This window comes from Lacinutrix sp. (assembly GCF_029238095.1).
Taxonomy (GTDB): domain Bacteria; phylum Bacteroidota; class Bacteroidia; order Flavobacteriales; family Flavobacteriaceae; genus Lacinutrix.
Genome location: NZ_JAQWGS010000008.1, coordinates 24,370 through 39,913, shown reverse-complemented (window position 1 = coordinate 39,913; position 15,544 = coordinate 24,370). Strand labels below are relative to the sequence as shown.

General features: G+C 31.4%; 11 protein-coding genes and 1 pseudogene. 6 read left to right on the top strand and 6 right to left on the bottom strand.

Going from position 1 to position 15,544, the window contains the following annotated elements:
• Positions 1-29: 29 nt before the first annotated feature.
• Positions 30-407, top strand: a complete 378-nt coding sequence (locus P8H50_RS02270; RefSeq protein ID WP_300205182.1) for a hypothetical protein — start codon at positions 30-32, stop codon at positions 405-407.
• 422 nt (positions 408-829) lie between these two features.
• On the opposite strand, the pseudogene P8H50_RS02265 reads toward P8H50_RS02270, so the two are convergent.
• Positions 830-1,123, bottom strand: a pseudogene (locus tag P8H50_RS02265) (histone deacetylase); the annotation flags it as partial.
• A 1-nt stretch (position 1,124) separates the two neighbouring features.
• The gene (locus tag P8H50_RS02260; RefSeq protein WP_300205180.1) at positions 1,125-3,251 is read right to left on the bottom strand and encodes a Tex family protein; all 2,127 of its coding nucleotides are present in this window, start codon (positions 3,249-3,251) and stop codon (positions 1,125-1,127) included.
• Between the two features lie 58 nt (positions 3,252-3,309).
• Between P8H50_RS02260 and P8H50_RS02255 the strand changes: the two genes are divergently transcribed.
• Complete coding sequence (locus tag P8H50_RS02255) at positions 3,310-3,777, top strand: nuclear transport factor 2 family protein (protein ID WP_300205178.1); 468 nt, start codon at positions 3,310-3,312, stop codon at positions 3,775-3,777.
• Positions 3,778-3,843: 66 nt separating this feature from the next.
• On the opposite strand, the gene metG is transcribed toward P8H50_RS02255, so the two are convergent.
• Positions 3,844-5,964, bottom strand: a complete 2,121-nt coding sequence (metG, locus tag P8H50_RS02250; protein ID WP_300205405.1) for a methionine--tRNA ligase — start codon at positions 5,962-5,964, stop codon at positions 3,844-3,846.
• Here metG and P8H50_RS02245 point away from each other — a divergent pair, their 5' ends adjacent.
• Together P8H50_RS02245 and P8H50_RS02240 are read left to right on the top strand one after the other, a co-directional pair.
• Entirely contained in the window at positions 5,965-6,972 is a 1,008-nt protein-coding gene (locus P8H50_RS02245) for an LD-carboxypeptidase (protein WP_300205176.1), read from the top strand.
• A 154-nt stretch (positions 6,973-7,126) separates the two neighbouring features.
• On the top strand, positions 7,127-7,486 hold the full coding sequence (locus tag P8H50_RS02240) for a YraN family protein (RefSeq protein WP_300205174.1): 360 nt from the start codon (positions 7,127-7,129) through the stop codon (positions 7,484-7,486).
• Positions 7,487-7,695: 209 nt separating this feature from the next.
• On the opposite strand, the gene P8H50_RS02235 is transcribed toward P8H50_RS02240, so the two are convergent.
• The 3 genes from P8H50_RS02235 to fbp form a co-directional block, all read right to left on the bottom strand.
• The gene (locus tag P8H50_RS02235) at positions 7,696-9,066 is read right to left on the bottom strand and encodes a TlpA disulfide reductase family protein (RefSeq protein WP_300205172.1); all 1,371 of its coding nucleotides are present in this window, start codon (positions 9,064-9,066) and stop codon (positions 7,696-7,698) included.
• 50 nt (positions 9,067-9,116) lie between these two features.
• A complete protein-coding gene (mfd, locus tag P8H50_RS02230) occupies positions 9,117-12,464 on the bottom strand; it encodes a transcription-repair coupling factor (RefSeq protein WP_300205170.1) in 3,348 nt (1,115 codons plus the stop codon).
• Between the two features lie 109 nt (positions 12,465-12,573).
• Complete coding sequence (fbp, locus tag P8H50_RS02225; RefSeq protein ID WP_300205168.1) at positions 12,574-13,581, bottom strand: class 1 fructose-bisphosphatase; 1,008 nt, start codon at positions 13,579-13,581, stop codon at positions 12,574-12,576.
• 210 nt (positions 13,582-13,791) lie between these two features.
• Between fbp and P8H50_RS02220 the strand changes: the two genes are divergently transcribed.
• Together P8H50_RS02220 and P8H50_RS02215 are read left to right on the top strand one after the other, a co-directional pair.
• Positions 13,792-14,271, top strand: a complete 480-nt coding sequence (locus P8H50_RS02220) for a GNAT family N-acetyltransferase (RefSeq protein WP_300205166.1) — start codon at positions 13,792-13,794, stop codon at positions 14,269-14,271.
• Positions 14,271-15,521 carry an aspartate kinase gene (locus P8H50_RS02215; protein ID WP_300205164.1) on the top strand — a complete coding sequence of 417 codons (1,251 nt, stop codon included), beginning with the start codon at positions 14,271-14,273 and terminating at the stop codon, positions 15,519-15,521. The genes P8H50_RS02220 and P8H50_RS02215 overlap by 1 nt, the downstream gene beginning before the upstream one ends.
• Positions 15,522-15,544 lie beyond the last annotated feature (23 nt).

The following is a 15,544-nucleotide window of genomic DNA, read 5'->3' as shown; positions in this document are numbered from 1 at the left end:
TTAGCTATCAGGTTTTTTACTTTTAAGTCATGACAGTTTTCGATTGGTTTTTCTATTATATGTTTTCTCGTTTTAAAACACGATATAAGCAAAAAGCTAATACTATAGCCTTATTATATACTTCGGTTTTACAAATAGCACTAGTGTTTCTTTTAGGCTGCTTTTTTGCTGCATTTTTCAGTCAATTGCATGTAGATGCTATGTCTAAGGATAAAGCATGGATATTATTTGTTGTTGTTTCATTAGCCATTCATTTTAAAAATTGGATAAGCTATAATGGTAAAACAAGAAAGGTGATGAATGCTAAATTCAATAAAAAGAAAGCGCCAAAATACAACTTCGGATTACTTTTAGCACTTCCAATAATTTGTGTAGCAATGGGACTACTATTGCTTCAAGCAACTTAAGTATATATTTTATAAAATTTACAAAGCCCACTTATTGAGTGGGCTTTTTTTGTTTATAGAACCAGGTTTATAGATAATAGACTCAAAAGCACTATAAATAAATTGACCATATGCTTAAACTTTAGTTTCATCAATATTTGTCTTGTCATAAGTGATTTGAGAGTTTTTTAAAAAACTTTTAAAAATAGGGTAACAAAATAGTAACCCTAATGATATAAGACTGTATAAACAAATTAAAACTAAAATGATGAACAAATTAAAACACACAATTAAACTTTTTATTGTTGTAATAGTATGCGCTTTGTCGTTTACTACTCAAGCATAACAAACAGAAAACGGCACAAATTATTTTCAGCTATCACCAAGAATTGGATACGATTTTCCGTCGTATAACAATAATACACCAGCAATAGATTATAAAGGCCATCTGCTATTGTTATTTCGCGCTTAACTAAAACTTCGCTTAAAGGAAAACCAATTTTCCTTGCTGCACGTTGGTTTAAAGTAATATTTAGTAATTCGTAAAAATATTCTGGATCATGAACAGATAGAATTGGTGCTTCGTTAATCATTCTAACAGGTTCAAAAAAGTTATCTTGAGTAAAAGTCCCTTCGTAAATTAATTGTTGTGGAAGCAGCTCGTATTTTAACATAGGAAACCTGTGACCTTTTGGTAATGGATGGCAATATATAGGATGGTAGGCTATCTTCAACATCTTATTTATGTAATTTTAGTTGAATACGTTTTCTAGCAACATCAACCTCTAAAACCTTTACAATAATTTGTTGGTGTAAATGTACGTGCTCGTTTACATCTTTCACAAAACTGTCGCCTAAATTAGAAACATGTATTAAACCGCTTTCTTTTATACCAATATCTACAAAACACCCAAAAGCAGTAATATTATTAACTATTCCAGGTAATAATTGTCCAGAATGCAAATCTGTAATAGATTTTATATTTTGACTAAAACTAAACACTTTTGTAGTTTCTCTAATATCTAGTCCTGGTTTTTTTAATTCTTTAACAATGTCTTCAAGAGTTAAAAGCCCAATAGTTTCTGTACAATAGTTTTTTAAATTTATATTTCCAAGAATGGACTCATTCCCAATTAATTCTTTTACCGAAACACTAGCGTCTTTTGCCATTTTTTCAACAGTTTTGTAACTTTCTGGATGCACTGAAGAATCGTCTAAAGGATTTTTACCATCCTTAATTCTTAGAAAAGCAGCACCTTGTTCGAAGGCTTTTTCGCCTAAACGAGGTACTTTTTTTATATCGTTTCTAGATTTAAATGTGCCATTCTTATTTCTATAATTAAATATATTTTCGGCTAATTTTGGACCAATTCCAGAAACCGAACTTAATAATGGAACACTTGCAGTATTAATATTTACACCCACATTATTTACACAATTTTCTACTACAATATCCAATTCTTTTTGAAGTTTGTTTTGGTCTACATCGTGTTGGTATTGTCCAACACCAATAGATTTTGCATCAATTTTTACCAACTCTGCTAATGGATCTTGTAACCGTCTGCCAATAGATACCGAACCTCTCACTGTAACATCATAATTAGGAAACTCGTCTCTTGCAATTTTTGATGCCGAATAAATACTTGCTCCAGCTTCGCTAACAACAAATACTTGTATGTCGTTTTTAAAATGTACTTTTTTAACCAAAGCTTCTGTCTCACGAGAAGCAGTACCATTTCCTATGGCTATGGCTTCTATTTTATAAGCTTCGGTTAAAGATGAAAGCTTTTTAATGGCACCAATACTATCGCTTTTTGGTGGATGAGGATAAATGGTTTCATTATGTAGTAAAGCACCTTGTGCATTTAAGCAAACCACTTTACATCCAGTTCTAAATCCAGGATCGATAGCCAAAACACGTTTTTCACCTAGAGGAGAACCTAGTAATAATTGTTTTAAGTTTTTTGCAAAAACAGTAATTGCAGCTTCATCTGCTTTTTCTTTTGCATTGCTCAAGGCTTCATTACTTAGTGAAGGAAATAATAAACGCTTATAGGCATCACTTATGGCAAGCTCTATTTGATCTGCACATGTGTTTTGAGCTTTTATAATCCTTCTAACTATGTTTTCCAAGGCTTTTATATCATCAATTTCAATTTTCACACGAATAAAACCTTCATTTTCTGCTCTTAAAATAGCTAGAAGTCTATGAGAAGGAATACGTTGTAAACTTTCAGACCAGTCAAAATAATCTCTAAATTTTTGAGCTTTTTCGTCTTCAACTTTAGTTTTTACCACTTTAGTAGAAATTTGCGCATGTCTTTCTAGTTGGTTTCTAAGATTATTTCTAATGTCTAATCGCTCGTTTATCCATTCTGCAATAATATGTCTGGAGCCTTCTAAAGCTTCTTCAACCGTTGTTATTTCTCCTTTTACATACTTATAGGCAATAGATTGGATGTCGTTAGAGTTTTGGCTCATTATTATTTTGGCTAACGGCTCTAAACCATTTTTTCTAGCAGTTTCTGCTTTTGTTTTGCGTTTTTTCTTGAATGGTAAGTACAAGTCTTCAAGTGTTGTAATATCTATACAAGCTTCAATTTTTTCTTTTAGTATTTGGGTTAAAACACCTTGTTCTTCAAGTGCTTTTAAAATGCTGATTTTTCTTTTTTCTAAAGCTTCAAATTGTTCTTTGTACTTTATAATGTCACCAATTTTAACTTCGTCTAAATTACCAGTTGCTTCTTTTCTATAACGTGAAATAAAAGGGACTGTAAAGTCTTCGTTTAAAAGTTTAATGGTGTTTTTAACAGAAGATTCTGGTAAATTGGTTCTAGAAATTATGTATTTTAGTTGTGTTAACATGTCTTAATTAAATTACTATGCTAAAATAAGATTTACAAGCATTAATAAATTGAACCTTATGAAACAATTATTTAAATTCCTTTTTATTTTAACATTTGTGCTATCGAGTTGCCAAAAAGACAGCAAACCACAAAATACAGAGGCTGAAGATTTTAAACGTGTAGAACAAGTTGTACAAGGTGTTTTTGACGATGTTTGGGCTGCTAAAAAAGAAGAAATGATTTTAAATTACCAAACTAAAGATTTTGTTTTATTAGAGCATGGAGAGATTTGGACTAACGATACTATTGCGAGTTGGTGCAAGAAAGCTAAATTAAGAGACGATGGTACAAAAAGAATAAACAACTTCAATTTTTTTAAGGCTAAAAAGGAAGGTAATCGCATTTGGATGGCTTACCATAACCACGCAACTTTTAAAAAAGATACTATAGTTGGAAAGTACGAATGGTTAGAAAGTATAGTCGCTGTTAAACAAGACTCTGTTTGGAAACTAGAGTTAATGCATTCTACAAGAGTAGGTAGGTAAATAATAACCAAAAAACCTCACAGATTTTTTAAATCTATGAGGTTTGAAGATATAAAATTATTTTTTCTAACTTATATGCAATCCATTAGTAACATTAGCATCGTCTGGATTTACAAATACCAATTTGCCTTCAGGTGTTTCCGTCATTAAAATCATGCCTTGGCTTTCTACACCACGCAAAGCTCTTGGTGCTAAATTAACCAAAACAGTAACCTTTTTACCAACAACTTCTTCTGCTGTAAAGCTTTCTGCAATACCAGAAACAATGGTTCTTACATCTATTCCTGTATCTACTTTTAAGACTAAGAGCTTTTTAGCTTTTGGCATTTTTTCGGCTTCTAGAATGGTGCCAACTCTAATATCGAGTTTGGTAAAATCGTCGAAATTAATGGTTTCTTTTTGTGGTTCTACAACTTTTTTTGCAGCTTCATTAGTTTTTTTACTAGCTTCTAATTTATCAAGTTGGGCTTGAATTTCGGTGTCCTCAATTTTAGAGAATAACAATTCGCCTTTTCCTATTTGGTGATTAGCAGAAATTAATATGTCTTTAGTTGAAATGTCTTCCCATTTGTTAGCATCACTATTTAAAATACCTTTTAATTTGGTAGAAGTAAATGGTAAAAAAGGTTCAGATAAAGTGGCTAATGCCGAAGCTATTTGTAGTGCAATAAACATAATGGTTTTTGTTCTAACCTCGTCTATTTTTACTAATTTCCATGGTTCTTCGTCTGCTAAATATTTGTTTCCAAGTCGTGCTAAATTCATTAATTCTTGAGACGCTTCTCTAAAACGGTAACGTTCTAAAGCGCTTTCCATCACACTTGGATAGGCTTTAATTGCAGCCAAGGTTTCTTGGTCTATTGTAGAGAAATCACTTGGAGTTGGAACTAAACCATTGTAATATTTATTAGTTAAAACCACTACACGATTAATAAAATTACCAAAAATGGCAACTAATTCATTATTATTTCTTGCTTGAAAATCGTTCCAAGTAAAATCGTTGTCTTTAGTTTCAGGAGCATTAGCTGTTAAAGCATAGCGCAGTACGTCTTGTTTGTTTGGAAAATCTTTTAAATAGTCTGGTAACCAAACAGCCCAGTTTTTTGAAGTAGATAATTTGTTACCTTCTAAGTTTAAAAACTCGTTAGCAGGTACATTATCTGGTAAAATATAAGAGCCTTCAGCCTTTAGCATGGCAGGAAAAATAATACAGTGGAATACGATATTATCTTTACCAATAAAGTGCACTAACTTGGTGTCTTGGTCTTTCCAATAGGGTTCCCAATCCTTTCCTTCTCTTGCAGCCCATTCTTTAGTTGCAGAAATGTAGCCTATTGGAGCATCGAACCAAACGTATAATACTTTACCTTCTCCTCCAGGTACAGGCACTGGAATTCCCCAATCAAGGTCTCGTGTTACTGCTCTTGGTCTTAAACCATCGTCTAACCAAGATTTACATTGTCCGTAAACATTAGATTTCCAATCTTTTTTATGACCTTTAAGAATCCATTCTTTTAAAAATTGCTCGTGCTTATTTAAAGGTAAAAACCAATGTTTGGTTTCTTTTAAAGTTGGTATGTTTCCAGTAATTGCAGATTTAGGGTTTATTAAATCGGTTGCATTATGGCTAGTACCACACTTTTCGCATTGGTCTCCGTAACTTTCTTCATTACCGCATTTTGGGCATGTGCCTACTACAAATCTATCAGCTAAAAATTGGTTTGCTTCAGCATCATATAACTGCTCTGAAACTTCTTCTACAAATTCATTTTTATCGTATAAAGTTTTAAAAAATTGGGATGCAGTATCGTGATGAATTTTAGCTGAAGTACGCGAGTAGTTATCGAAAGTAATTCCGAAGTCAACAAAAGAGTCTTTTATAATTTTATGATATCTATCTACAATTTCTTGTGGTGAAACACCTTCTTTTTTTGCTTTAATAGTAATTGGTACACCATGCTCATCACTTCCGCAAATAAAAGCTACATCGTTTCCTGTTAAACGTTTGTATCTTGCATAAATATCTCCAGGCACATAAACTCCAGCTAAATGGCCAATATGTATAGGTCCATTAGTATAAGGTAATGCAGCAGTAATTGTATATCTTTTTGACATTTTTATTTTCTTTTGAAGCTGTAAAAATACGCATTTTGATAGGGATTTAGAAAAAAAATGTAAATTTACAATATGACGAAAAAGAGAATCATTCAGATTATTTGTTGTGTTATTTTTTTCATTGGAAATTATAACATAAATGCGCAAAATAAAACCGAAAACAAATTGATACAACCACCTTATTTAAAAGCAGGAGATACTGTTGCCATTGTTGCGCCTTCAGGAGTATTAAATAATAGAAATGATGAAGTTGCACGTGCAAAAAAACTTTTAGAGAGTTGGCAATTAAAAGTTGTTGTAGGTGAGCACGTGTTTAGTAAAGACAATCATTTTGCAGGTACAGACCAAGAACGTTGCAAAGATTTTCAAGATGCATTAGATAACCCAAATATTAAAGCCATTTGGAGTGCAAGAGGAGGTTATGGAACCGTTAGAATATTAGACAAACTGGATTATACTAAGTTTTTAAAGCAACCAAAATGGATTATTGGTTATAGTGATATTACTGCGTTACACAACCAAGTTCATAATCTAGGAGTGCAAAGTTTGCATGCTATAATGTGTGTTAGCTTACCAAAAGACTTAAGTGAAATAGAATACTCTATAGAAACTTTTAAAAGTGCTTTGTTTGGGAACCCTAAAAATTACGATTTGGAGTATTCTAAATATAATAGATTAGGAAATGCTTCAGGACCATTAGTTGGTGGCAACTTAACCATTTTACATACTATGTTAGGTTCTAAAGAAAGTATAGATACTTCTGGAAAAATATTATTTATTGAAGAAATAGGAGAGTATAAATACCATATCGATAGAATGTTACAGAGTATGAAACGCGCTGGTTATTTTGATAATTTGAATGGACTCATTGTAGGAGATATGAGTAGAATGCGAAAAAACACTACACTTTGGGGAACTAGTATAGAGCAATTAATTATTGATGCACTTTCTGAATATAATTTTCCTATTGCTTTTAATATGCCTGCAGGACATGAGGATAAAAACCTAGCAATGACATTAGGTATGACTGTTAAATTGAAAGTTGAAGGCGATAAGAGTTTGATTTTTTTTGAGAATTAAACCATGCGTTTTTACAACTTAAAAAAATCAGTGTCATTCTTAACATAATGAAGAATCTTAAAAACAAAGTTTAATTATAAGTACTAAATTCAAGTAATAGAAATAGTTTAAGAAACAAATAGTAGGATGAGATTCCTGCTTTCGCAGGAATTATATGGCACAACACAACGATTTAGGAAAAAAAGGAGAGCAACTTGCGGTAGATTATCTAATAAAAAAAGACTATCAAATTCTAGAACGTAACTATAGATTTCAAAAAGCTGAAGTCGATATTATTGCACAAATAAAAGATACACTAGCTATTGTTGAGGTTAAAACACGTTCTACAACAGATTTTGGAAACCCTCAAGATTTTGTAAAACCCAAACAAATTCAACGTTTAGTAAAAGCAGTAGACGAATTTGTATTAGTTAATGGGTTAGATGTAGAAGTTCGTTTTGATATTATAGCTATTGTTAAAACTGGTAAACAGTTTGAGATTGAGCATTTGGAAGATGCTTTTTATTATTTTTAGTGTTTTTTCTGTTTGTTATATTTTTTAAACACAGTACAAAAACCTCTTTAAAACTATAGAGAAGTCTAAAAAGTGTTCTGTTTTGTAATAATAAGCGTTATCGAAATATCTATATTATTGAATATCAAAGATTCTTCACTTTATTTAGAATCACAAAAAGTATTGAAATTTGTCTTTTAAGACTGCTTACTCTGTTATAATTGTAAATATTACTGTTTACGCTCTGGGTATAAACCTGGTTTATTGGCTTTAATTAAACTATTTAGTTCTTTTTTAAAAGCACCAATATCGTATGGTTTACTTATAATTTTCTTGTTTGCATCTAAAATAAAATAGCTAGGTGTACCACTTACATTGTATTGGTATCCAATTGGGTTATCCCATTTCCCTTCTCCAAAAACATGTATAAAATCTGGATAATCGTAGGTCATGTTTTTCCAACGGTATTTATCGTCATCTAATGCTATAGCAACAACTTGTATTTCTTCTTTTGTTTTAGTTTTAATAAAGTCTTTTAATAATGGTATTTCTTTTAAACAATGTGAACACGTAGTACTCCAAAAGAAAATTAAGTAATTATTTGAACCATCTAATGCACTTAATCTAGAAGTTTTTGTTTTTTCGTCTTCGTCTTTTATTTCAAATTCAAAATCTGGAGCTGTATTACCTATAGAGGCGTTTTTAAAATAGGTGATTCTGTTTATAAGTTCGTTGTCGTTATTAGCTCTGGCAATATCTAGTAAATAGTTTGAGCCAATATAATTTGCAACCACCTCGTTTTCTTCTACTGCAAACTGGTTCCATAAAATTTCAAGAAGAATACTTTTAATTTTTGGGTTCTCACCAATGGCCTTAACTACAGTATCAACATTTTCTGTATATGAAGCGTTTGCATTATTTGGGTCTATAAAACCAATAACGTAGTCTAAAACGGTTTTAATTAAAAAATTAGAATTCTGTAGTGTTTCGTTTCCAAAATCTATATTCTTAAAATAGTTAGATTTAATGTGGCTTGAAAACGTTGGTACGTCTTCAAAAGTTTCAGGTACATAAGGTCTTTTAGCTTTTATAAAAGTATTAACTATCATGCCTTTTGAAGCTTTTTCGAACTCCTGTTGTGTGTTCTCTAGAATATTGAAAATCTTAGAATAACCAGATGTATCTTCTTTTCCTGAATTGTAAAAATTACGAATGCTTTTGTTAATTAAATCTAGACTTCTGTTGTAAGAACTGTACAATTTATTTTCTCCAGATTTATCGAAGGTTAAGCCAGTTTCTAAATCGAATTTTAATTCAATATCTTCTTTATTATTTACAATAAAATCGAAATTATATTGGTCTTGAGGTTGCGCATATACTATACGATAGGTTCCAGGAACAGCATCTTCACTAAGTTTCATCTCAAAGGTGCCATCTTCTGCAACGTCTGCATTTGTTACAAATATTGAGGTTTCTACAGTGACATGATACAAGAAGGCAAATTTAAATTCTTCGGCAGGAGAAAAGGTGCCTTTAATGGTATGTTGTGCAAATAATACTGAAGGTAATAGAGCGAGTAAAAAAAGTATTTTTTTAGTCATTTTTAATAGGGTTATTTTAGTTAAGGCAAAAACTTTGCCAAAATAAATTCTTAGTTTAAAATAGGTTTAAGTGCTGCTAATGCTTGTTCTACCGTTTTAATATTCTCAAAGGTAAGTAATAATCGTAAACCATTTCTGGTTTGTTTTTCTTTCATTTTACCTGGTGAAGGATTATGTTGTATGTACTTAAGTATTTTGGTAAAATTGGCGCTTTGGTAGAAATTACTTTGCTGATCGTTAATAAAATAACCTACTAGTTTTCCTTTTTTCATGATTACTTTTTCTATACCTAATTTTGTGGCCACCCATTTTAATCTTACACTGTTAAGCAAGTCTACAACAGGAACAGGTAATTCTCCAAAACGGTCTATTAATTCGGTTTCGAATTTAGTTAATTCGTCTTCGGTTTTAAAGTTGTTAAGCTGCGTGTATAGGTTTAGTCTTTCGGCAATATTATTAACATAATCGTCTGGAAATAGTAATTCAAAATCACTATCTATGGTCATGTCTTTTACGTATTCTTTAGTTTCATGATCTTCGTTATACAACTCTTTAAATTCATTTTCTTTAAGTTCCTCTATAGCTTCATTTAATATTTTCTGATAGGTATCAAAGCCAATTTCATTAATAAAACCACTTTGCTCACCTCCTAACAAATCTCCTGCACCACGAATTTCTAAATCCTTCATTGCAATATTAAATCCACTCCCTAAGGCTGTAAATTGTTCTAATGCTTGAATACGTTTTCTGGCATCTGCAGTCATAGCAGAATACTCTGGTGTTATAAAATAGCAAAATGCTTTTTTGTTGCTTCGTCCTACACGACCTCGCATTTGGTGTAAATCGCTCAAGCCAAAATTATTAGCATTATTAATAAAAATGGTATTGGCGTTTGGTACATCGAGACCACTTTCTATAATGGTTGTGCTCACTAAAACATCAAAAGCGCCTTCCATAAACGAGAGCATTAAAGTTTCTAGTTTTTTTCCTTCCATTTGTCCGTGACCAATACCAATTTTGGCATCAGGAACTAAACGTTGTATCATACCAGCGACCTCCTTGATGTTTTCAATACGATTATGAATAAAAAATATTTGTCCACCACGTTCAATCTCATAACTCACAGCGTCTCTAATAGCTTCTTCGTTAAAACGAATAACATGACTTTCAATAGGATAACGATTAGGAGGAGGTGTTGTAATTACCGATAAATCTCGTGCAGCCATTAAACTAAACTGAAGCGTTCTTGGAATAGGAGTGGCTGTTAATGTCAATACATCAACATTGTCTTTTATGGTTTTTAATTTCTCTTTTACTGCAACACCAAATTTTTGTTCTTCGTCTACAATAAGCAAGCCTAAGTCTTTAAATTTTACATTTTTATTAACCAGTTGGTGTGTGCCAATAATAATATCTACATGACCTTTTTCTAGCTTTTCTAAAGTTTCACGTTTTTGTTTAGCTGTACGAAAACGGTTTACATAGTCTACAGTGACAGGAAATTCTTTTAAACGTTCTGTAAAGGTTTTGTTATGTTGAAATGCTAAAATGGTCGTTGGCACTAAAATGGCTACTTGTTTACCATTATCTACTGCTTTAAAGGCAGCACGAATGGCAACTTCGGTTTTTCCAAAACCAACATCGCCACAAACCAATCTATCCATTGGTCGCTCGCTTTCCATATCTGCCTTAATATCTGCTGTTGCAGTAATTTGATCTGGAGTGTCTTCGTATATAAAAGACGCTTCTAATTCATGCTGTAAATAACTGTCTTGTTTGTATTGGTAGCCTCTTTCTAGTTTACGCTTTGCGTATAATTTTATTAAATTAAAAGCAACGTGTTTAACTCTAGATTTGGTTTTCTCTTTAAGTACTTTCCATGCCTTACTACCTAGTTTGTATACTTTAGGCGGCTTGCCATCTTTGCCATTAAACTTTGTGATTTTATGTAAAGAATGAATACTTAAATACAAGATATCGCGCTCACCATATACCAGTTTAATTGCTTCTTGTTTTTTACCTTCTACATCTATTTTTTTTAAACCACCAAACTTACCAATACCATGGTCTATATGTGTTACATAATCTCCAATATCAAGATTTGTAAGCTCTTTTAAAGTTATGGCTTGCTTTTTAGCGTAGCCATTTTTAAGATGAAATTTATGGTAACGCTCAAATATTTGATGGTCTGTGTATACTACTATTTTATTACCATGGTCTACAAAACCTTGAAATAAAGACAGTGTTATGGTTTGGTATTTTACATCTTGTTCTACATCATCAAAAATATCATGAAAACGTTTGGCTTGTTGTTCGCTAATACAAGCAATATAATTTGTAAAACCGTTATTATGGTTGCTATTTAGGTTGTCTATTAATAAGTTAAATTGTTTATTAAAAGCTGGTTGTGGTGTGGTATTAAAGAGGATTTCTTCTTCCGTTTTTAACCAAGAATCTGTACCAAATTCTATAACAGAGTAGTCTAATAACTGTTTTTTTAATAAATTAGAATTACAAAACAACTCTATTGGTTCTGCATGTTTTATTTCTGTTGAAAGGCTCTTGAAGGCCTCTTCGGCTTTTGTAAAAAATTCATCTATTCTAGAAAATAACACTTCAACATTTTTTGTAAAAACCACAGTTTTTGAAGCGATATATTTTAAAAAACTTTCTCGAGACTCGTCTAAAAATTTGTTTTCAACATTTGGAATAATACCAATTTTTTTAATCTGCTCGTTAGAGAGTTGCGTTTCTACATCGAAGGTTCTAATACTGTCTACTTCATTTCCAAAAAACTCAATTCTATAAGGTTCATCGTGCGAAAAAGAAAACACATCTACAATACCACCTCTAACAGAAAACTCACCTGGTTCGGTAACAAAATCGACACGTTTAAATTTATATTCGAAGAGCACTTCGTTTACAAAATCGATGTTTAAATCGTCTCCAACATTTATTTTTAAGGTATTGCGTTCTAGTTCTTTTCTAGTGACCACTTTTTCGAAAAGTGCATCTGGATAGGTAACAATTATTGCAGGTTTTTTACGCGAGTTTATTCGGTTTAAAACTTCGGCACGTAATAGTATATTGGCATTATCTGTTTCTTCTATCTGGTATGGTCTTCTATAGCTTCCTGGATAAAATAAAACATCTTTACCGTTTATAAGTTGCTCTAAATCGTTAAGATAAAAGGCTGCTTCTTCTTTATCATTAAAAATTAAAAGAAAAGGTTTTTCGGTGGTTTTAAAACTTTCTGCAATAACATAAGAAAGCGAAGAGCCAACTAGGCCTTTTAAATGTAGTTTAGTTGCTTTTTCTTTAGTTTGGGCAATAGCAGTTTGCAGTTTTTGCAGTTGCAAAGACTGTGCATACGTTTGCGAGATTATAGATTTGCTCACGAATTAAAATATTGAAAGGCAAATATAAGAGATACAATTAGTAATTTAGAATATCTAGCCTTTGAATTTTAACCAAAAAAAGCACTTTTTTAATTTTAGAAATATACTTTTATTGTGCGTTTTGCATAAACTCTTCTGCTTTTTCAACCATATTTATACTACCACAGAAAAAAGGAACGCGTTGGTGTAATTCTGTTGGTTCTATATCTAGAATCCTTGTAAAACCATTACTTGCCTTACCATTAGCTTGTTCTGCAATAAAAGCCATTGGATTACATTCGTAGAGCAAGCGTAGTTTGCCATCAGAATTTTTAGAGCTTTTTGGGTACATGTAAATGCCTCCTTTTATCATGTTTCTATGAAAATCTGAAACTAATGATCCAATATATCTAGATGTATATGGTCTATCGCCTTCTTCTTTTTGACAATATTTTATGTAATCTTTTACACCTTGAGGGAAGTGGTTGTAGTTGCCTTCGTTTACAGAATAAATGTTACCATTTTCAGGGAATTTCATGTATGGATGCGATAAATATAGTGTGCCTAAAGCAGGATTTAAAGTAAAACCATTAACGCCATCTCCTGTAGTATAGACTAACATTGTGGATGTTCCATAAACTACGTAACCAGCTGCTACTTGTTGGTTACCTTTTTGAAGAAAATCTTCTAGTGTTACAGGTGTGCCAACAGGAGTTACACGTCTATAAATTGAAAAAATAGTGCCTACAGAAACGTTTACATCTATATTGCTAGAACCATCTAAAGGGTCTATTAATACTACATATTTGTTTTGGTTATTTTCGTCTTGACTGTTTATTGAAATAAAATCGTCTTCTTCTTCACTAGCAATACCACAAACAATATTTCTATTGGTTAAGGTTTGTATAAACTTTTCGTTTGCATAAACGTCTAGTTTTTGTTGGTCCTCACCTTGTATATTTGTATCTCCTGCAGCACCAATAATATCTACCAAACCAGCTTTATTTACTTCGTGGTTTACAACTTTTGCTGCTAACCTAATGGAGTTAATTAATCTTGATAATTCTCCAGAAGTATATTTAAAAGACGATTGGTTCTCAATTATAAATTCTCCTAAGGTTTGGTTTTTTCTAGACATATTTTTTGACTTTCGATTTTGCAAATATCGTTTTTTTTAACAAACTATATCGATTTCGTAAAAGTAAATAAGTTACATTATTTAACTTTAAGCTATATTTGATTTTCGGTTGATTTTAATTTTAAATCTAAAAGATTGAAAAAGTCCTAGCTTAAATAAAGAATAAATATAAAACTGTAAGTAATTAGTAAACACAATAAAACTAAAGATATGAAATACAACATACGTCTATCTACAATAAACGATATGAAAAGTGTTCACGATCTTATTATTGAACTGGCTATTTTTGAAAAAGAGCCAGATGCAGTAGAGGTTACGGTTAAAGACCTAGAGCAAGATGGTTTTGGTAAAGCACCAAAATTTATTTGCTTTGTTGCAGAAAATGAAACTGAAATAGTTGGTGCAGCACTTATCTATACTCGCTATTCTACATGGAAAGGCAAAGTGTTACATCTTGAAGATTTAATTGTAAAAGAGCGCATGAGAGGAAGTGGTTTAGGTACCGCACTTTTAGACGAAGTTGTAAAATATGGAAACAACATTGGTGTTAAACGTATTTGTTGGGAAGTTTTAGATTGGAACGCCTCTGCAATTGCTTTTTACGAAAAAAAAGGAGCAGATGTTAAACGCGATTGGGATGTTGTGCATTTAAACGAAATAGGAATAAAAAATTACTTAAAAAATATATAGTGCGAGTATTTAAATTTGGTGGAGCCTCTGTTAAAGACGCAACTGGTGTTAGAAATGTAGTAAAACTTCTTACAACGGTTGGTCATAAAAACACACTTATTGTTGTTTCTGCTATGGGAAAAACAACCAATGCTTTAGAAGTTGTTTTAGATAAATATATTAACGAAACCAATAGTTTTAAAACAGAATTAAACACAGTAAAAAACTATCATCATGAAATAATGATAGATTTGTTTAAAAATCAACAACACGAGGTTTTTAATAAAGTTGATGCATTATTTCAAGAATTATTACAGTTTTTTAAAAGCAATAAATCACCAAATTATAATTTCCTATACGACCAAGTCATTGGTTATGGAGAATTGGTCTCTACTACAATTATTAGTTATTATTTAAACAACAATAATTTAGATAATAAATGGTTAGATGTTAGACAATGCATCAAAACCGATGACTATTATAGAAGTGCAAATGTTAATTGGGAAACAACCCAACATATTATTTCTAAGCAAGTAGAAGCTTCAACACTATATATTACTCAAGGTTTTATAGGTAGTGATTCTAATAATTTTACGACTACATTAGGTCGAGAAGGAAGCGATTATACTGCTGCTATTTTTGCCTATTGTTTAAATGCAGAGAGCGTTACTATCTGGAAAGATGTACCTGGAGTATTAAATGGAGATCCTCGTTATTTTAAAAACACACAACTACTTAATACAATATCTTACACAGAGGCAATTGAACTTGCTTTTTATGGAGCCTCAGTTATTCATCCAAAAACATTGCAGCCATTACAACGTAAGGAAATTCCGTTACATGTAAAATCGTTTTTAAATCCAGAAAACCCAGGAACAACCGTTAACAAATCTCAAGGTATAGAACCAAATGTACCATGTTACATATTAAAAAAGAACCAAGTATTATTATCTTTATCAACTTTAGATTTTTCTTATGTAGTAGAAGAAAACATTAGCCAGATTTTTAACTTGCTAGCATTATATAAAATGAAAGTAGTCGTTATTCAAAACTCGGCTATTAGTTTTTCGGTTTGTTTTGAGAATACTTATAATAATTTAGAAAAACTATTGTTACATTTAAAAGCTAAATTTAAAGTAGAATGTCATAAAAATGTTTCATTATATACCATTAGACATTTTAACGATGAAGCTATTAAAAATTTAGAACAAGATAAAACCGTGTTGTTGAAACAGTTATTTCAAGAAACAGTACAAATTGTAACCCAATAATCTATTGCTTACATTTGTAAGCT